Source organism: Candidatus Limnocylindrales bacterium (assembly GCA_035626395.1).
Lineage (GTDB): Bacteria > Desulfobacterota > Binatia > UBA1149 > CAITLU01 > DASPNH01.
In genome coordinates this window covers 273,500-291,950 of sequence record DASPNR010000044.1, presented here as the reverse complement: position 1 = coordinate 291,950, position 18,451 = coordinate 273,500, and the positions used below count along the sequence as shown (strand labels likewise).

Genomic DNA, 18,451 nt, shown 5'->3' with positions numbered 1-18,451 from the left:
GACCTCGATCATTCCGGCCGATTTTTTCCGTTATCCGATCGATTAGATCAATCGTTATATGGCTCATCATCTCGATCACGGAGGAAGCCATGAAAACGATCCTGCAACTGACCTCGAGCATCTTCGGCGACGGCGGCCAGTCCACCGTCCTGGCCAGGGAGCTGGTGGAGGCGCTGCGGGCGCAGGACCCGAATGCGCGGGTGATCGCCCGCGATCTGGCCACGGACCCGGTTCCGCACCTGACGGCCGAGCGCTTTGCGGCGTTCACGGCAGAGGAGCCGACCGCGCAGGAGCGCGAGGTGCGCGACTATTCCGACCGCCTGATCGCCGAACTGCGCGAGGCGGACCTGATCGTCGTCGGTCTGCCGATGTACAACTTCGGTGTGCCGTCGCAGCTCAAGGCGTGGTTCGACCATGTTGCGCGCGCCGGCGTCACGTTCCGTTACGAATCGCACGGACCGGTGGGCCTGCTGGCGGGCAGGAAAGCGATCGTGCTGGCCACGCGCGGCGGTCGGTACGCCGGCAGCGCCCTGGACACGCAGTCGCAGTGGGTGCGCGACATCTTCGCGTTCATCGGCATCCGCGACGTCGACTTCATCTACGTCGAAGGCCTCGCACGCGGCGGCGACGCCCGCGCCGACTCCGTCGCGTACGCAAGGACGGTCATTCGAGAGCTGGCCGGCGCTGCACGCGCGGCGGCCTGAGGAGCAGCAGCATGACGATACGACGTCTCGACCGAATCATCCCATCGCTGGTGACGAGCGACGGCGCGGGCGTTCGCCTGCGCCGCAGCCTCGGCACCAGCGCGAGCACCCGTGTGGATCCGTTCCTGATGCTCGACGAGTTCTATTCCGACGACCCCCGCGATTACATGGCCGGCTTTCCGCCGCATCCACACCGCGGCTTCGAGACCGTGACGTACATGCTCGACGGGCACATGCAGCACCGCGACAACCGCGGCCACACCGGCGACCTCGGCCCTGGCGACGTCCAGTGGATGACCGCGGCGCGGGGAATCATCCACTCGGAGATGCCGCAGCAGACCGAGGGACGCATGCGCGGGTTCCAGCTTTGGATCAATCTGCCGGCGAGCGAGAAGATGCAGCCGGCGGCGTATCGCGACATCGCGGCCGGCGACATTCCGGTCGTCGAGCTCGACGGCGGCGCCCGCGTCAAGGTCATCGCAGGGGAGCTCGAGCACGAGGGCGGCACGACCGGCGGCGCGGTGCGCGGGCGGAGCACGCAGCCACGCTACTTCGACGTGCACCTGCCGCCGCGCGCAGCGCTGGAGACGCCGGTTCCGGCGGCGCTCAACGCGCTACTGTACCCGTACGACGGCGATGTCTTCGTCGGTGAGATGCGCCAGGCCCTGGACCAACGCACCGCCGGTGTCCTCGGCGAAGGCGACACCGTTCGCATCGAAGCGGGAGAGGCGGGCGCGCGCCTGCTGCTGATCGCAGGCAAACCCATCAGGGAGCCGATCGTGCAACGCGGGCCGTTCGTCATGAACACGGCCGCGGAGATCGAGCAGGCCATTTCGGATTACCAAAGTGGCGCATTCTGAGGCAGCGGCCGATCCGCAGCGAGCTCCGGCGTTGCGGCTGCCGATCGCGTAGGTGCAAAGCCCAAACGCCGCCCGACCGCGTCATGCGGTCAGGCGGCCTTCCTCTTCGGGAGGGACGATGGCGCGGAACTCGCGCCACAGCATGAGATCGTAGGCGATCTTCATGGCTGCCCCGACCATCAGCGGCATCATCAACGACGACGATTGCATGAAGAGGCCCGCCAGAGTCGGCGCGACCGCCCACGCGCCCATGCGCACGAGGCTGGTGACACCGGAGGCGATCGTCCGCTCGTGCGGCTTCACGACGGCCAGCACGTAGGACTGCCGCGTCGGAACGTCCATCTCGACGAGACCCTCGCGCAGCAGGAACAGCAGCGCCGCGATCTCGAAGCTCGGTGCGACGGCGACGGTCACCAGCAGCAGGCTCGACGGGATGTGCGTGAAGACCATCGTGTTGACGAGGCCGATGCGTCTCGCCAGCCATGCCGCTCCCAGATGCGAGAATGCGTTGAGGACGCGCGCGCCGAAGAACAGTCCGGCGATGGCGGCTTCACTGGCACCGAAGCGCTCGAAGAAGAAGTAGGCCAGCAGGGACGTGACCAGCAGACCGCCGGCCAGGCTGTCGATGGAGAACAGCGCGGAGATGCGCACGAGGATCCGGCGGCTCTCCGGTGTCAGCCGCACCCGCCCGTTCGGCTGCGAAACCTCCACGGATCGACTGAGTCGAGCGATGGCGAACAGCGGCGCCAGCGTCAGCACGGCGGCGGCCGCCATGGTCCAGCGATGAGCAGTGAGCGGCGCGGCTGCGGTCCAGCCCACCAGCAGGGTCGGAAGCGCGGCTGCGAGGGAGCCGAGGGCGTGCCCGATGTCCTGCAGGACGTTGTACCAGGCGATGGCGCTGGTGCGCCGGGCAGCAGTGGTCGTGTCGGGGAGAATAGCTTGCTCGAGGATCAACGACGCGCCGCGGTCGCGCCCCATGCCGTTGAGCATGCCCGCGAACGCGGCCGCACCCATTGGCACCGCCTCGGATCCCACTGCCGCGGCGGCCGCGCCACCGGCACCGAGAACGCACAATGTCGCCAGCGTCGCGCGCCGGCCGAGGCGGTCGCCGAACATCGTGACGACGAGCGCGGCAAAGGCCGCACCGAGAAGGCCGGCGGCGATGACCGCGCCGATGGCGGCGGCACCCAGCTCGAGCTGGGACAGATAGAGGCCCAGCTCGACGCCGAGAAGGCCCGTTGCAAGTGAACGCAGAAACGCGCTGGCGTAGAGGGAACGGCGATTGCGCGATCGCTCTTCCTCCGTTCCCGTAGCGCCGATGGTGGAGCGCGTGGCGCTCAGCGTCTGCACCCACCGTTGTTGAAGCTGCGGTTGGATAACCGAGTTGCGTTCGTGATCGCGAAGCTCATTCGAGCCGCGTATTTACGGCAGCGCCTTGCCCGGGGCAATGTCTAGCGATCGTCAAACCCGTTACAATTCGAAGTGATGCCGGTGAACGTTGGAGCTGCGTCGTCGGACATGCGCACGCATCGAACCGCGAAGGCGTGCCCATGAAAGCGGGCAACAGAGGCGAGGATCGCATTCCGTCATCGGACGGCCTGCGCGTCGCGAGCAAAATCGGGTCGGTCCGAAACCAGCCGGAGGAGGAACTGTTGCAGGCAAAGGAGGAGCTGGAGGCGCGTTCGGAGGAACTCGCTCATTCGCTGGCCATGGTTCGGGCCACGCTGGAGGCGACGACCGACGCCATCCTCGCTACGAACTCCGCGCGCAAGGTCACCGGCTTCAACCAGAACTTCGTGCGTTTGTGGAATCTGCCGGAGGACGTGCTCGCGTCGAGCGACCATCGGGCCATCACCAGGTTGGTCGCGGCCAATTTCGCCGATCCGGCCTCGTTCCTCGCCCGCGTCGACGAAATCTACGAGACCCAGCCCGAAGAGACGTTCGACGTGCTGACGCTCTCCGACGGCCGAGTGATCGAACGGCTGTCGCGCATCCAGTTTCTGGACGGCTGCAACGTCGGACGCGTCTGGAGCTTCCGCGACGTCACCGAGAGCAGGCGCGTCGAAGAGGCGCTGCGCGAGGAGACCCGCCTGCTCGAGCTGCTGAACCGCACCGGCACCGCGATTTCTTCCAAGCTGGAGCTGCCGGCGCTGATGCAGGCCATCACCGACACGGCGACCGAGCTGAGCGGTGCCCGCTTCGGCGCGTTCTTCTACAACCTCACGGACAATGGCGGCGACAGCTATCAGCTGTACGCGCTCTCGGGCGCCCCGCGCGAGGCGTTCGAGGAGTTCGGCCATCCTCGAGCCACACCGATCTTCGGCCCCACCTTCCGTGGCGAGGCCATCGTCCGCAGTGACGACGTGCAGGCGGATCCGCGCTACGGCCGGATGGCGCCGCATTACGGTCTGCCGCCCGGACATCTTCCGGTGCACAGCTATCTGGCGGTGCCCGTGATCTTGCGCGACGGCACCGTGATCGGCGCTCTCCTCTTCGGTCATCCCGAACGCGGTGTGTTCAATGAGCGGTCCGAGCGACTGATTTCGGCCGTGGCCTCGCAGGCGGCGGTCGCGATCGACAACGCGCGCCTGTACGAGGACGTCAAACGGGCCAGCCGAGAGCGCGAGCTCCTGCTCGAAGCCGAGCGTGCTGCGCGCAGCGAGGCGGAACGCATCAACCTTTTGAAGGACGAATTCCTGGCGACCCTCTCGCACGAGCTGCGAACACCGCTGACGGCCATTCTCGGCTGGTCGCACGTTCTCGCGTCCGGGCGCTACGGCCCGGCGGATCTCGAGCGCGCCATCGAGGTCATCGGCCGCAACGCGCGCGTGCAGACGCGGCTCATCGAGGATCTGCTCGACATGAGCCGGATCATCTCGGGAAAGGTTCGGTTGGATGTACAGCGCTTCGATCCTGCCACCGTCGTGGGCGTGGCTATCGACTCGGTGCGACCTTCGGCCGAGGCCAAGAACATCCGCATCCGAAAGATGTTCGATGCCGATGTAGGATTGATCTCCGGCGACTCCAACCGCATTCAACAGATCGTCTGGAACCTGCTTTCCAACGCGGTCAAGTTCACGCCGGCCGAGGGCAGCATCGAGGTCGTCCTCCGGCGCGGCGAGACGCACATCGAGATCGTGGTTCGCGATACCGGGCAGGGCATCGAGGCCGAGTTCCTGCCGATGGTCTTCGACCGCTTCCGTCAGGCGGACTCCTCGAGCACGCGAAGGTACGGAGGCCTGGGTCTCGGCCTGGCCATCGTCAAGCAGCTGGTCGAGCTGCACGGCGGGAGCGTGCGTGCAGACAGCGCCGGACCGGGCAAGGGCTCGACGTTCACGGTCACGCTGCCGCGCGCGAGCATGGTCGGCGAGCAGGATGCGGCGCGCGGCCAGGCGCGGGTGGGCCCGGGGCAGGCCAGCTACGAGAAGATGCCGCTGCACGGCCTGAGGATCCTGGTCGTGGACGACGAGTCGGACACGCGCGAGCTGATCCAACGCGTCTTCGAACACTGCGATGCCGACGTTCACGTGGCAGCGGGCGCCAAGGCGGCGCTGGAAAGCATTCCGGTCCTGCGGCCGCACGTCCTGGTCAGCGACATCGGCATGCCCGAGATGGACGGTTATCAGCTGATCCGCGCAGTGCGCCGGCTGCCGGCCGAGCAGGGCGGACGCACTCCGGCCGTCGCGGTAACCGCCTTCGCCAGGTCGGAAGATCGAACGCGGGCACTGCTCGCCGGCTACCAGGTGCACATCGCCAAACCGATCGAGCCGGCGGAGCTGGTGGCCACCGTGGCTTCCCTGACTGGACGAATGAGTGACGGCAAGAGCGACGGCCGCGCATAGCGCCGTCTCCGCGTTGCAGTCTTCGTCCTCGCTCCAGCGACTTCAGCCCGCTTTCGGCGCGTGCCTGGCCTGCGCCTGGCCGGCGGGGCGCCGTGCGCGCCTGCAGGAGCGCGGTCTCCCGCCACGGCGGGCACCTTCTCTTCGCGGAGAAGGTGCCCGCCGCGGTTGAAGCGCTACTTGACGTCGACGTCTTCGGCCGGCGTGCAGGTGAGCGTCAGCCGGTCGCGGTCGGAGGGGAGGGCTCCGAGGCCGCAGGCGGTTTCCAACTCCTGCCCGACGGCGGTCTTGAGGACGGCCAGGGCATCGCTGGCGGTGATGCTGCCGTCGGTGGTGACGTCGCACAGGACCGGGTCGCAGCTCGAGGTTCCGACGGCCGTGCGCAGCGTGATCAACGCGTCGGTCGCGTCGACCTCGCCGTCATCGTCGGCGTCGCCGCACTGCGGGCCCTGCTCGAGCATGGTGGTCGACGTCGTCGTGCTGGGTCCGATGTCGGGGTCGTCCGTGGACGTGGAGCGGGACGTGGCCATGCGCAGGAACGTCGTGCCCGGCTGCGGATCGAAGATGCCGCCGGCCACTCCACCGGCCGTCTTGACGATGCCCTCGTCGACCGGCGCTTCGATCGCCACATGCCGCGTGCAGGCGTCTCGATCATCGAGCGCCTCGCCGAAGGTGACGCTGTTGCCTTCGGCGGTGCCGCCGCCCAGCGCAGCGACCTGCGCGGCCAGGTCGCCGGCGTCATCGCCTTCGCCCGACACCTGCAGGTTCCACTCCTCGACGTTGGTGGGCGTGCACAGACGATTGTCGTTGGCATCGGTCAGACGTCGGTCGACGATGTTGAAGCACACGCCGACGTGGAACGTGCACTTGCCGTCGGCGGCCCCGTCGTGGTCGCACAGGGGATCGCCGTCGCGGCAGGTCTGCTCGTTGCTGGGCATGCCGACGGCGTCGCGATACGGCTCGTTCTGCGGATTGACGACCGACCACTCCGAGACGCAATCGGTCTGGCGCGGGCCGTTGCCGGGGACCAGGTCGCCGGCGAACTCGCCGAGGAAGTGCTCGCTGAAGCCGCAGGTGCGGAAGTCCCACGTGTTGGTCTGGCGATCGCAGCAGCCGGCCACGGTGTGGTCGTCTTCGTCGGCCTCTTCGGAGCAGTCGGGCGCGGCGGTGTCGCAGTCATTGGCTTCCGAGTCGGCCGCGTCGTGCGCGTCGCACGTGTACGGCGGCTCGAACAGGCCCTCCTTGCTGAAGGGCGCGGCGTTGCGCTTCATGACCAGGTCTTCCTCGCGCGTGCGCGAGGGGCGGTCGCATTCGCCGCCCACGCCGCAGTCGAAGTCGTCGTCGCAGGTCTGGCCGAGGCCGGGGCCCGCGCCGCAGATGCCTTCGTCGGCGTTGTCGTCGTCATCGCGGTCGTCCCAGCACAGCGTCACCTCCACCGGCTCGGCGAAGTCGATGCCTTCGGGGCGAAGGCCGACCTCGTAGAGCAGCGCGTCGCGCGCGAGCAGGTTCTGCTCTTCGTCGATGCTGTCGGTGACCGAGATCGTTCGCTCCTGTTCCAGCGCGCCCGGCGGCACCGAGACGGTGATGCAGCCGTCGGCGGTGGTCAGCTCGCAGCCCTGCTCGGGCGGACAGCTGATGCCGCCGGAGCGGTCGGGATTGCACTGCTCGGCGCCATCCTCCTCGATGGTCCGGGCCGGGCAGGGATCGCACACGTCGCCGCCGTCGCAGCAGCCGCGCCGCTCGTCGGTCAGCGGGTTGAAGCCGATCTCGGCGCATCCGCCTTGCACCTGGAACTCCTCGTCGGTGCAGTCGGAGTTGAGCTGATCGGGATTGTCCTCGAGCGGGCAGTTGTCCCGCGCGTCGCACTGCCCGTCGTCATCGAAGTCGGGCAGCTCCACGTTCTGGCAGTCGGCGTTGACGCTGCAGGTGTCGACGGTGCACGGATCGGAGTCGTCGCAGAGGCTGTTGTCGGGGAGGTTGGTGCAGCCGTCGATCACTTCGTTGCACGTGTCCTCGGTGCAGATCACCTGGTCCTCGCACGGATCGGCGCCGTCCATGCAGCCGGAGTTGGCATCGCAGAACTCCTCGCCGTCACAGAACTGCTGGTTGTCGCACAGGTTGTCGTCCGGGACGTTGCCGGTGCAGGTGTCGTTGACCTCGTCGCAGGTATCGACGGTGCAGTCGATCTGGTCGGCGCATGGGTCGGCGGCGTCCTGGCATCCGAGGCTCGGGTCGCAGGTTTCGTCGCCGTTGCAGAACTGGTCGTCGTTGCAGACGAGGGGGGTGCCGTCCTGACAGCCGCTGTTGGCGTTGCAGGTTTCGGCGCCGTCGCAGACGTCGGCGTCGTCGCAGAACGAGTCGACGGGGGCGTGGTCGCAGCCGTCGAGCAGCTCATTGCACTGATCGGCAGTGCAGTCGACGCCGTCGGAGCAGTCGGGCGCATTTCCGGGCATGCAGCCTAGCTGCTGGTCGCAGACTTCGTCGCCGGTGCAGAACTCGCCGTCGCTGCAGAGCACGTCGGTCGCGACGTTGCTGCAGCTGTCCATGATCTCGTCGCACGCATCGACCGTGCATACGATCTCGTCGTCGCATGCATCCTCGCCGTCGATGCAGCCGGTGCCGGCGTCGCAGATCTCCTCGCCGTTGCAGAAGAGCGGGTCGGCGCAAGCGCTGTGGTCGGGCGTGTTCGCGCACGAATCCGACTCTTCGATGCAGGAGTCGTTCGTGCAGGCGATCTCGTCGTCGCAGTCCGGATCGTCGCCGTCGACGCATCCGCTGCCGGCGTCGCACATCTCCTCGCCGTTGCAGAACAGGCCGTCCGTGCACACGGAGTGGACCGGAGCGTTTTCGCACGAGTCGCTGCCCGTGTTGCAGGAGTCGGTGGTGCAGGTGATGCCGTCGTCGCAGGTCTCGGGTGCGCCGTCGACGCAGCCGGTGCCGGCATCGCAGAACTCCTCGCCGTTGCAGAAGACCTCGTCGTCGCAGACCGTGTGGTCGGGTGCGTTGCCGCACATGTCGAGCGTTTCGTCGCAGGAGTCGACGGTGCACTCGACGTCGTCCTCGCACGGCGGCTCGCCTACCGTGCAACCGAAGACGGAGTCGCAGGTCTCGGTGCCGTCGCAGAAGTCGCCGTTGTTGCACGCGAGATCGTTGGGGGCGTTGGTGCAGCTGTCGAGGATCTCGTTGCAGGTATCGACGGTGCAGGCAACGGCATCGATGCACGGGTCCATGCCTCCCTGGCAGTCGAGCGTGGGATGGCAGGTCTCGTCGCCGTTGCAGAACAGCATGTCGTCGCAGTTGCCGTCGTCGGGCGTGTTCACGCACGAGTCGGTCGCCTCGTCGCACACGTCGTCGGTGCAGCCCACGCCGTCGCTGCAGTCGATGGGCGTTCCTTCCTGGCAGTCCAGCGTCGCATCGCAGGTCTCGACGCCGTTGCACGCCAGGCCGTCGTTGCAGGCGACGTCCTGCGGAGTGTTCGTGCAGCTGTCGGTGGCCTCGTTGCACTGGTCGGCCGTGCATCCGACCTCGTCGTCACAGGCGGGGTCGCCTGCGGTGCAGACGCCGTCCTGGCACGTCTCGGCGCCGTTGCAGAATGCGGAGTCGGGGCAGGGCGTGTCGTTGGGGAGCTGCGTGCTGACGCAGTCACCCTGCGCGCCGCAAAGGCCGATGGAGCAGCCGGATTGCGCGCTGCAGGTGGCGCCGACGTTGGGCGCCGGATCGTTGACGCAGGCCAATGCGACGCAACTGTCGGTGGTGCAGGAGTTGGCGTCGTCGCATTGCTCGGGGCCGGTGCATTCGGCGGCGCCGGCAAAAACGGTGACGGGCGCGTACACGGCCGCGACGGCGGCGATGGCGACCGCGAGGAGAACGGGGCGGACGTTCATGGTTCCCTTCCTTTTTGTTGGCCGAGCGGCGTCCCGTGCCGACCGGAGTTGCTCAGGCTCCGAGTCTAGAACCGCAGGATGAGGATGTGCCAGCACATCCGGCCCCCGAAATAGGCAGAGTTGCCGGATTTGGTGAGGAAAGTCGCGGAGGCGGCGAGCGGACCGGCCGCGGCGACGTGCTGCCGGTGTCCGCTTCGGGTCAAGCCGCCGGAGCGGAAAGCAACCTCCGGCAACCTTCGAGAAGGCCGCTCCGATTCCCGTGGTGCTTTCCGGGCACCGCCGGTGCGGTGATCAGGTGCCGGCAACCCTGGCGAAGGCCGCGACGACCTCGGGAGGCGCCTGAACCAGCTCGATCAGCACACCCTCGCCGCCGATCGGAGATTCCTCGCTGCCCTTGGGATGGATGAACGTAACGTCGAAACCGGCTGCGCCTTTGCGAATGCCGCCGGGCGTGAAGCGCACGCCCTGCTGCTCGAGCCAGGCCACCGCGGCCTGCAGGTCGTCGATCCAGAGGCCGATGTGGTTGAGCGGCGGGTCCTGGACCTTGGGCTTCTTCTCCGGGTCGATCGGCTGCATCAGGTCGACCTCCACCTTCAGAGGCCCCGTTCCTGCCACGGCGATGTCTTCGTCGACGTTCTCGCGCTCGCTTCGAAAGGTCCCCGTCACCGTCAGGCCCAGCGTGTCCACCCACAGCCGCCGCAGCTTGCCCTTGTCGAGTCCCCCGACCGCAATCTGCTGAATGCCGAGCACACGAAATGGTCTGTCGCTCACGTCCGTCCTCCGCTGGATTGGGTGACGGCAAAGGGCCACAAAAAAAGGACGGGCACAATTACGGGAATCGTGCCCGTCCCCTTGCTCGACCGGAGGCCGAAAGCGCAGCAGGGAGGAGAGAAGTCCGCGCGCTTTCGGCCTCCGTCGGCAGCCTAGGGCTGGAACGGCTCCAGCGCGGGCCTGCACGTGAGGCGCAGGCGATCACGGTCGGACGGCAGCGGCCCGCGGCCGCACGTCAGCTCGATCTCCTTCTCGACGGCCGTATTCAGCACGCCGAGCGCGTCGGTGGCCGTCACGATGGCGTCCGCGTCTACGTCGCACAGCACCGGATCGCACGTCCGGGATCCGACTGCCGACCGGAGCGTGGAGAGCGCATCGGAGCCGAACACGCTGCCGTTGCCGTCGAGGTCGCCGCACAGCGGATCCTGCGGCGGCAGCGTGGTCGTGGGCGAAGGAAGCGTCGGAGCGTCGGTGGACAGTCCTGTCGAGGCGGCCATCCTCAGCTGCACGGTCGTGTCCTGGCCACCGTCGAGCGCAACCTTGACCGGAACCAGCCGCGTGCACGCGTTGGCGTCGTCGAGCGCGGAGGCGAAGGTGACGCCGCCCGTGTTCTTTTCGCCGCCAAGCGCCGCCACGGCATTGCGCAGCGACGCGATGCTGACGCCCTCGCCGTCGATGCGCCATTCGGTGATGTCCGTCGAGGTGCACAGCCGGTTCGCGTTGCCGTCGGTCATGCGGCGGTCGGTCAGATTGAAGCAGACGCCGACCGAGAAGGTGCAGGCACCGTCGGCCTGGCCGTCGTGATCGCACAGCGGATCGCCGTCGCGGCAGACCTGATCGATGCTGGGCAGGCCCTGCGCGTCGCGCAGCGGGTCGTTGTGCGGGTTGACCGTGTTCCACTCGGCATGGCAGTCGTTCAGCCGCGTTCCCGCTCCCGCCAGCAGGTCGCCGGCGAACTCGCCGAAGACCAACTCGCTGAAGCGGCACGTGGAGACGGTCCAGCGGTTGTTCTGCATGTCGCAGCAGCCGGCCAGCGTGCGGCCGTCGATGTGGCCGGCCTCCGAGCAGTCGGCGGCGGCGAGATCGCACGCGTTGTCGTTCGAGGATGTCGCGTCGTGGTCCTGGCACGAGAAGCTGCCGGCGAACGCGCCGCCGCCCGAAAACGGCTCCGAGTTGCGCTTGAGCAGCAGGTTGCGCTCGGGCGTCGTCGACGGGCGCGAGCAGAAGTCGGACGTGCAGTCGTCGTCGTGATCGCACGACAGTCCCAGGTCCACCGTGCCGTTGTCACCTTCGCACGTCCCTTCGTCGGCGAGATCGTCGGCGTCGCGGTCGAGCCAGCAGACGCTTACCTGGATGGGAGCGGTGGGAGCGATGTCCTCGGGACGCAGGCCGATCTGATAGAGGAACGAATCGCGCAGCAACAGGTTCTGCGCCTCATCGATGTGATCGGTGACCGAGATGCTACGGTCCGCCTCGAGCGCACCGGGCGGGACGCTCACGCTGATGCAGCCGTCGGTGGTCGTCAGCGTGCAGCCGCTCTCGGCAGGGCAGTTGATGCCGCCGGAGCGCGTGATGTTGCACGCCTGCAGGCCGTCGGAGCCGATCGCGCGGGCCGGGCAGAGGTCGCAGACGTCGCCGCCGTCGCAGCAGCCGCGGCGTGGATCGCCGAGCGGATCGAAGTCGCCACTGAGGCAGCCGCCCGCCTCGGCGAAGGTGGGATCGGGGCAGTCCGAATCCGCCTGGTCCGGGTTGGCCTCGACGGGGCAGTTGTCGAAGACGTCGCAGCGGCCATCCAGATCGAGGTCGGGCAGCGAGACGTGCTGGCAGTCGAGCAGGGGCAGGCAGAGGTCGGTGGTGCAGGGGTTGCCGTCGTCGCACGCGCTCTGCTCGGGCAGGTTCGTGCAGACACCGAGCTGTTGATTGCACGAATCGACGGTGCAGCCGACGTCGTCGTCGCAATCGCCATCGTTCTCGCAGATCACGGGCGGCGTGCAGCCGGCGGGGGTGCAGATCGAGCCTTCGTCGCACATACCGTGGTCGGGAAGGTTGGTGCAGACGTCCACCGCCTCGTTGCAGCTGTCGACAGTGCACTGCACGCCGTCGTTGCAGGCAGGCGTGCCTTCCTGGCATCCGAGCAGGGCGTTGCACACCTCGGCGCCGTCACAGAAGCTCGCGTCGGCACACAGGAGATCGTTCGGCGTGTGCAGGCACGTGTCGTCGATCTCGTTGCAGACGTCGACGGTGCACAGGAACTCGTCCTCGCAGAGCCGCGGCGTGCCCGGGATGCATCCGAGCACGGGATCACAGGCCTCGTTGATGGTGCAGAAAAGTCCGTCATCGCAGTCGGCGTTGTTCTGGCAAGGTACGACCAGTGCCGACGCAGGCGCGGAGAACAGGGCAAACGACAGCGATGCTGCCGTGATCGGCAGCCAACGAAACCGCATTGCGAGACCCTCCTGCCGGACGTACGCCGGCGACTCGATGTGCCCGCCTCCACCGTCATTGTAGGAATCGCCCGACATGCAGAAAGACGGAATGGCCCTGCGGGGTTGGCGCGGCGTGATATTTTTCTCAGCCGAGGCGGGATGAGTCTGCGGTGGGCCGTGCAGCGGGCGAAGCGGCATCGTGCAGGGACATGTCGCAGGACATGTCGTGAACGAAAGCGCTGCTGCGTGGTGTCCGTGTGTCGTCTTCGCGAGTTGGAAGACTCTTGCCGAGGCGCATGCTCGCTGCCCGTCGACCGCGGGCCCGTAGCGTACGCATCGCCGCCGCCGGCCTCGGCTCCAAGACGCGTCGGCATCCGTGGCCGCCGGGCCGCGAGCGCAGCCACCGCGGCGTCCTTCTCGAGCCGATGCCGGCGCCGCCGATGCCGCGCCGGACCGCCGACCGTCCCCCACTTTTGAACGCCGCCCCCGGGCGTTGTAAACCGCCAGCCCCGTGTCCGGTTACGATCCGAAATCCTTCGAGGGCCGCTGGTACCAATGCTGGGAAGAGGCGGGCGCGTTCGCGCCGACGCCGCCGCAGCCCGGTGAGCGTACCTTTTCCATCGTCATTCCGCCGCCCAACGTCACCGGCTCCCTGCACATGGGCCACGCGCTCAACAACACCCTGCAGGACGTGCTGACGCGCTACCACCGCATGCTCGGTGACGCGACGCTGTGGGTCCCCGGGACCGACCATGCCGGCATCGCGACGCAGAACGTCGTCGAGCGCCAGCTCCTGGCCGAGGGCACCGATCGCCACGCGCTCGGCCGCGAGGCGTTCGTGGCTCGCACCTGGCGCTGGAAGGAAGAGTCGGGCGGGAAGATCTTCGAGCAGCTGCGCCGCCTGGGCGTCTCGTGCGACTGGTCGCGCGAGCGCTTCACCATGGACGCCGGCCTCTCGCGCGCCGTGCGCGAGGTCTTCGTCTGCCTCTACGAGCAGGGCCTGATCTCCCGCGACCACTACCTCATCAACTGGTGCCCGCGCTGCCGCACCGCGCTGTCGGACATCGAGGTCGAGCACGAGGAGAAGCCGGGCCACCTCTGGCACCTGCGCTACCCGCTCGAAGACGGCAGCGGCCACATCTCGGTCGCCACCACGCGCCCGGAGACGATGCTCGGCGATACGGCCGTGGCCGTGCATCCCGACGACGAGCGCTACAGGCACCTCGTCGGCAAGCACGTCGTCCTTCCCGTCATCGGCCGGCTCCTGCCCGTCATCGCCGACACCTACGTCGACAGCTCCTTCGGTTCCGGCGCCGTCAAGATCACGCCGGGCCACGATCCCAACGACTACGAGATCGGCCTTCGCCACCGGCTGCCGATGGTCTCGGTGATGAACGTGGACGGGACCATGTCGCCGGAGGCGGGACCCTACGCCGGCATGACGACCGCCGATTGCCGCGCCGCCCTGATCGATCGCTTCGCCGCCGACGGCACGCTCGAGCGCGTCGACGATCACAAGCATGCGGTCGGCTCCTGCTACCGCTGCCGCAACGTGGTCGAGCCGATGCTGTCCGACCAGTGGTTCCTGCACGTCCGCCAGATGGCCGACGCCACTCTGGCGGCGCTCGACGAAGGGCGCACGCGCTTCGTGCCGTCGCACTGGGAGAAGACGTACCGCGCCTGGATGGAGAACATCCGCCCCTGGTGCATCTCGCGCCAGCTCTGGTGGGGCCATCGGATTCCGGCGTGGTACTGCGATGCGTGCCCCGGTGTCGTCGTCGTCTCGCGCGACGACGTCACCTCCTGCCCGAAGTGCGCCGGGCCCGTGCGGCAGGACGAGGATGTGCTGGATACCTGGTTCTCCTCGGCTCTGTGGCCGTTCTCGACGATGGGGTGGCCCGAGCGGACGCCGGACCTGCAGCGCTTCTACCCGACGACGGTTCTGGTGACCGGGTTCGACATCATCTTCTTCTGGGTCGCTCGCATGATGATGATGGGCCTGAAGTTCATGGACGAGGTGCCCTTCCGCGACGTCTACATCCATGCCCTCGTGCGCGACGAGCACGGGCAGAAGATGAGCAAGTCGAAGGGAAACGTCATCGACCCGCTCGTCATCATCGATGAGTACGGCGCCGACGCCTTCCGCTTCACGCTGGTCGCCTTCGCTGCCATGGGCCGCGACGTGCGCCTCTCCGAGGAGCGCATCGCCGGCTACCGCAACTTCTGCAACAAGCTGTTCAACGCCGCGCGCTACGTCGCGTTGAAGCGCGAAGGCGCCGCAGGCGCGCTCGACGGCGGCGCGCCATCCACCATGGTTGCGCTCAGCCTGCACAACCGCTGGATCCGTTCGCGTCTGGCCGCCACCATCGAAGAGACGCGCGCGGCGCTCGACGCCTATCGCTTCAACGAGGCGGCGCAGTCGCTCTACCGCTTCACCTGGAACGAGTTCTGCGACTGGTACATCGAGATCTCCAAGGTCGCCCTCGACGGCGACGACGCCGAGCGCGCCGAGACGCTGCAGACCCTCGAGTCGACGCTCGAGACGCTGCTTCGCCTGCTGCACCCGATCATTCCCTTCGTCACCGAAGAGCTCTGGCAGGAGCTTCCGGCCGGCGCCCGCACCGGCGGCGACGGCGCGCTCCTCATGACGCAGCCGTTTCCCGAGCCGCAGCCGGCGTTACGCGACGCAGCGGTGGACGCCCGCATGGAGACGTTGATCGACGTGGTGCGGTCCGTGCGCAACATCCGCGCCGAGATGCGCATCGCGCCGAAGATCGAGCTCGACCTGTGGCTGAAGGAAGGGGAGGTGGCCGACGTGGTGCGCGAGAACGAGCCGATGGCGCGCCGCCTCGCGCGCCTGGGCGCCGTCCACTACGGCGGCTCGGCTCCCAAAGGCTGCGCCACCGCCGTGGTTGCCGGCAGCGAGATTGCCGTGCCCATTGCCGAGCACGTCGACCTTGCCGCCGAAGCCGAGCGCCTTCGCAAGGAGATCGCGCGCGTCGAAAAGGATCTGTCGCGCTTCACCGCCAAGCTGGCCGACGAGAAGTTCCGCGCGCGCGCGCCCGAAGAGATCATCGAAGCGGAGCTGGCCAAGCAGGCCGCCGCGCAGCAGGAGCGCGAAACGCTTCGAAGCAGCCTGGTGCGCGTCGAGCAGGCCGGAGGCGCCGCCTAGCCGTGCGGGCGCTCGCCGACGACGAACGCCTCCGCCGCCTGCTGCGGCTGGCACTGGAGGAGGACGTCGGCAGCGGCGACATCACCACGCGCCTCACGGTGCCGGAGGGAACGCGGGCACGCGGCCGCGTCATTGCACGCGAGCGGATGGTGGTCGCGGGCATGCTGCTGTTCGCGCCGCTTCGCGAAGAGCTCGCCGCCATGGGCGAGCCCGGCCATGGCGCCGCGTCGCTGCAGCTCAGCGACATCGTGGCCGACGGCGCGAGCGTGGATGCCGGAGCCTGTCTCTGCGTCATCGACGGCGAGGCCGCCGGCATCCTGACCATCGAGCGGACCTTCCTGAACTTCCTCGGCCAGCTCAGCGGCATCGCCACCGAGACGGCGCGCGTGGTCTCGATGGTGCGCGAGGCCGGCTGCAGCACGCGCATCCTGGACACGCGCAAGACCACGCCTGGGCACCGCCGGCTGGAGAAGTACGCGGTGGCTTGCGGCGGAGGCAGCAATCACCGCATGGGCCTGTTCGATGCGGTTCTGATCAAGGACAACCACGTCGTCGCCGCCGGCGGCATCGACAAAGCGGTGCGCGCCGCGCTGGCCGGCGCGCCCGCCAACATGGACGTCGAGGCGGAGTGCGACACGCTGGATCAGGTGCGCGCGGCGCTGGATGCCGGCGCCAGGGCGGTCCTGCTCGACAATTTCACGCCTGCGCAGGTGGCCGAAGCCGTGCGGCTCATCGCCGGCCGCGCGCGCATCGAAGTCTCGGGGGGCGTGACGCTGCAGACGGTGGTCGAGTACGCCCAGGCCGGGCCCGATGCGATCTCGATGGGACGCCTGACACATTCGGCGAGGTCGGCGGACGTCAGCATGGAGGTCACGCTTCTCGTATGAGCAGCCGCCAGAGCGTGCTCGCCGCTCTGCGCGACGCAGGCGGATTCATCTCGGGCGAGGCGCTGGCTGCCAGGCTCGGCATAACGCGGGCGGCGATCTGGAAACACATCGAGGTCCTCAAGGGCCAGGGCTACGGCATCGAAGGAGCACGCGCGCGCGGCTACCGCCTGCTGTCGCAGCCGGACGAGCTGCGCTCGAGCACCATCGAGGCGCTGATGAGCGGCGGTCGCTTCGGCTCGCGCATCACCGTCCTGGACGTTACGCGCTCGACCAATTCCGATGCCATGGCACTGGCGCGCGAAGGCGCTCCCGAAGGCACGGTCGTCATCGCCGAGCAGCAGACGGCCGGGCGCGGCCGCCTCGGACGAACCTGGGAGTCGGTGCGCGGCCTGAATCTGTACATGTCGGTGCTGCTGCGCCCGTCGATCGTGCCGGCCCAAGCGCCGCAGCTGGCGCTGGTGGCGGGCGTGGCCGTTGCCGAGACCGTCGGTGAGGAAGGGCTGCGATGCGGCATCAAGTGGCCGAACGACGTCGTCGTCGCAGCGCGACCGGAGCGGGCCGAGCCCGTCGACTCGGCGCGAGCGAACGCGGCCGAGCGGCTCGAGACCGGCGGCGGGCATCCAGGCGGCCACGGCGCGGGCGCTCAGGCGACAGGCCTGCGCAAGCTCGCCGGCATCCTGACCGAGATCGAGGCCGAGACCGAACGCGTGTCGGCGATCGTGGCCGGCATCGGCGTCAACCTGAACTCGCAGCCCGAGCACTTCAGTGCCGAGCTTGCCGGCAAGGCGACCTCGGTACGGATGGAAACCGGCGTCATCGTCGATCGCGCGGCCTTCACCGCGCGCCTGCTCACGCGCCTGCAGGATCTCTACGATGCCTATGTGGCCGGCGGGTTCGCGGCCGTTTCCCCGCGCTGGCGGGCGCTGTCGGTGCTCGAAGGCAGGATGGTCCGCGTCGGCGGTGCAGGGGAGGTCGGCGCCGGCGTTTGCGTGGGAATCGATACCGACGGCGCATTGCTGCTCCAGACCGACACCGGCAGCGTCCGCCGCGTGCTGGCCGGTGACGTCACGCTCCAAGGAGGATACGACGGATGGCAGCCCTGAGCGGCCAGCTTCTGGCCTTCGACGTCGGCAACACCAACACGGTCATCGGGTTGTACGACGGCAGGACGCTGACGCGGCACTGGCGCCTCTGCACCGCGGCCGAACGCACGGCCGACGAGTACGGCATCCTGATGTGGAGCCTGTTCCAGGCCTCCGGCGTCACGCCTCCCAAGGTCGGAGGCGTCATCGTCTCCAGCGTCGTGCCGCCGCTGACCGGCGTGGTCGAGGAGCTCAGCCTCACCTATTTCGAGACGCGCGCGCTGGTGGTGGGGCCGGGCATCAAGACCGGCATGCCGATCCTGTACGAGAACCCGCGCGAGGTCGGCGCCGACCGCATCGTCAACGCGGTGGCCGCCTACGAGCGCACCAAGAGCGCGACCATCGTCGTGGATTTCGGCACCGCCACCACCTTCGACTTCGTCACCGGCAAGGGCGAGTACCTCGGCGGCGTCATCGTGCCAGGCATTGGCATCAGCCTGGACGCGCTGTACTCCCGTACCGCCAAGCTTCCGCGCGTGGAGATCGCCCGTCCGCCGCGAGTGGTGGGGCGCAATACCGTGCACGCCATTCAATCGGGAATCGCTTACGGGTATGTCGAGCTGGTGGACGGCGTGGTGCGCCAGATCGAGAAGCAGGAAGGCGTCAAGTGTCGCGTGCTGGCCACAGGCGGTCTGGCGCCGCTGATCGCGGCGCAGTCGACGACGATCGAGGACGTGGACGAGTTCCTGACGCTGGACGGCCTGCGCCTGGTCTACGAGAGGAACTAGAGGTGTCCGGTCTTGCAAGGATGACGGCAGGATCCCGG

At 68.2% G+C, this 18,451-nt stretch carries 11 protein-coding genes; 7 read left to right on the top strand and 4 right to left on the bottom strand.

Annotated elements, in window-relative coordinates; translation table 11 throughout:
- The first annotated feature begins 89 nt into the window (after nucleotides 1–89).
- Both VEC57_20645 and VEC57_20640 read left to right on the top strand, forming a co-directional pair.
- Nucleotides 90–704 (top strand): FMN-dependent NADH-azoreductase, encoded by a 615-nt coding sequence (locus tag VEC57_20645; protein ID HYC01553.1) that lies wholly within the window; start codon nucleotides 90–92, stop codon nucleotides 702–704.
- A gap of 11 nt (nucleotides 705–715) precedes the next feature.
- Complete coding sequence (locus VEC57_20640; GenBank protein ID HYC01552.1) at nucleotides 716–1,564, top strand: pirin family protein; 849 nt, start codon at nucleotides 716–718, stop codon at nucleotides 1,562–1,564.
- An 81-nt stretch (nucleotides 1,565–1,645) separates the two neighbouring features.
- On the opposite strand, the gene VEC57_20635 is transcribed toward VEC57_20640, so the two are convergent.
- Nucleotides 1,646–2,914, bottom strand: coding sequence for an MFS transporter (locus VEC57_20635; protein HYC01551.1), 1,269 nt, complete (start codon nucleotides 2,912–2,914; stop codon nucleotides 1,646–1,648).
- Between the two features lie 302 nt (nucleotides 2,915–3,216).
- On the opposite strand from VEC57_20635, the gene VEC57_20630 reads away from it, so the two are divergent.
- A complete protein-coding gene (locus tag VEC57_20630; GenBank protein ID HYC01550.1) occupies nucleotides 3,217–5,406 on the top strand; it encodes an ATP-binding protein in 2,190 nt (729 codons plus the stop codon).
- 173 nt (nucleotides 5,407–5,579) lie between these two features.
- On the opposite strand, the gene VEC57_20625 is transcribed toward VEC57_20630, so the two are convergent.
- The 3 genes from VEC57_20625 to VEC57_20615 all read right to left on the bottom strand — a co-directional run bounded on the left by VEC57_20625 (nucleotide 5,580) and on the right by VEC57_20615 (nucleotide 12,502).
- Nucleotides 5,580–9,287 carry a dockerin type I domain-containing protein gene (locus tag VEC57_20625; GenBank protein HYC01549.1) on the bottom strand — a complete coding sequence of 1,236 codons (3,708 nt, stop codon included), beginning with the start codon at nucleotides 9,285–9,287 and terminating at the stop codon, nucleotides 5,580–5,582.
- Between the two features lie 291 nt (nucleotides 9,288–9,578).
- A complete protein-coding gene (locus VEC57_20620) occupies nucleotides 9,579–10,058 on the bottom strand; it encodes a VOC family protein (protein ID HYC01548.1) in 480 nt (159 codons plus the stop codon).
- 152 nt (nucleotides 10,059–10,210) lie between these two features.
- On the bottom strand, nucleotides 10,211–12,502 hold the full coding sequence (locus VEC57_20615; GenBank protein ID HYC01547.1) for a hypothetical protein: 2,292 nt from the start codon (nucleotides 12,500–12,502) through the stop codon (nucleotides 10,211–10,213).
- A gap of 493 nt (nucleotides 12,503–12,995) precedes the next feature.
- Here VEC57_20615 and VEC57_20610 point away from each other — a divergent pair, with 493 nt between their 5' ends.
- From VEC57_20610 to VEC57_20595, 4 genes are read left to right on the top strand one after another with little or no spacing between them, the layout of a single operon-like run.
- A complete protein-coding gene (locus VEC57_20610) occupies nucleotides 12,996–15,656 on the top strand; it encodes a valine--tRNA ligase (GenBank protein HYC01546.1) in 2,661 nt (886 codons plus the stop codon).
- 2 nt (nucleotides 15,657–15,658) lie between these two features.
- Entirely contained in the window at nucleotides 15,659–16,543 is an 885-nt protein-coding gene (gene nadC, locus VEC57_20605; protein HYC01545.1) for a carboxylating nicotinate-nucleotide diphosphorylase, read from the top strand.
- Entirely contained in the window at nucleotides 16,540–17,646 is a 1,107-nt protein-coding gene (locus VEC57_20600) for a biotin--[acetyl-CoA-carboxylase] ligase (GenBank protein HYC01544.1), read from the top strand. Before nadC ends, VEC57_20600 begins: the two co-directional genes overlap by 4 nt.
- Nucleotides 17,634–18,413, top strand: a complete 780-nt coding sequence (locus tag VEC57_20595; protein HYC01543.1) for a type III pantothenate kinase — start codon at nucleotides 17,634–17,636, stop codon at nucleotides 18,411–18,413. Before VEC57_20600 ends, VEC57_20595 begins: the two co-directional genes overlap by 13 nt.
- The last annotated feature ends 38 nt before the right edge of the window (nucleotides 18,414–18,451 follow it).

Coding starts and splice junctions, on each gene's coding strand:
- VEC57_20645 (HYC01553.1), top strand. CDS start 90: ATGAAAACGATCCTGCAACTGACCTCGAGCATCTTCGGCGACGGCGGC.
- VEC57_20625 (HYC01549.1), bottom strand. CDS start 9,287: ATGAACGTCCGCCCCGTTCTCCTCGCGGTCGCCATCGCCGCCGTCGCG.
- VEC57_20640 (HYC01552.1), top strand. CDS start 716: ATGACGATACGACGTCTCGACCGAATCATCCCATCGCTGGTGACGAGC.
- VEC57_20615 (HYC01547.1), bottom strand. CDS start 12,502: ATGCGGTTTCGTTGGCTGCCGATCACGGCAGCATCGCTGTCGTTTGCC.
- VEC57_20595 (HYC01543.1), top strand. CDS start 17,634: ATGGCAGCCCTGAGCGGCCAGCTTCTGGCCTTCGACGTCGGCAACACC.
- VEC57_20600 (HYC01544.1), top strand. CDS start 16,540: ATGAGCAGCCGCCAGAGCGTGCTCGCCGCTCTGCGCGACGCAGGCGGA.